Source organism: Vibrio sp. 1562 (genome assembly GCF_033340155.1).
GTDB lineage: Bacteria > Pseudomonadota > Gammaproteobacteria > Enterobacterales > Vibrionaceae > Vibrio > Vibrio alginolyticus.
The window spans coordinates 1-525 of sequence record NZ_JAWOVY010000753.1; the positions used below are offsets into that span (position 1 = coordinate 1).

Sequence of the window (525 nt, forward strand, 5' to 3'; positions counted from 1 at the left end):
CCCAGTTGTTCAAGAATGTCCTTAGTGTAGTCTGCTTCGCCAACACTGACGCCGCCAGAGGTGACAACCACATCCGCGAGCGTTTGTGCTTTTTCAAACGTCGCTTTTAATGTTTCTGGGCAGTCAGGGATAATGCCAAGATCAATCGCTTCACAGCCAAAGTTTTCGATAAGCGGTTTAATGCCGTAACGGTTGCTGTCGTAGATTTGACCTGCTTCGAGTGGATCACCTAATGGTTTAAGTTCATCACCTGTCGAGAAAAATGCCACCTTCGGTTTACGCACAACAGTGACATGGCTTACGCCAAGAGAAGCAATCATTGGAATATCGCGTGGTGTTAGGCGCGCGCCTTTTGCTAATACGATATCGCCTTGCTTGATGTCGTCACCAGTTGGGCGGATGTTATTTTGAGGTTTCACATCCGTTTGGTTGAACTGGATACCCGCTTCGGTCACGGTCGTGTTTTCTTGCATGATAACGGCGTCGCAACCTTCCGGAATTTTCGCGCCAGTCATGATTCGAACA

General features: G+C 48.4%; 1 protein-coding gene. It reads right to left on the reverse strand.

The window, feature by feature from the left end; all coding sequences use genetic code 11:
- Window positions 1-525, reverse strand: a 525-nt coding sequence (locus R7Z49_RS27465; protein ID WP_318112827.1) for a molybdopterin-binding protein, incomplete at both ends; no start/stop codon positions are given.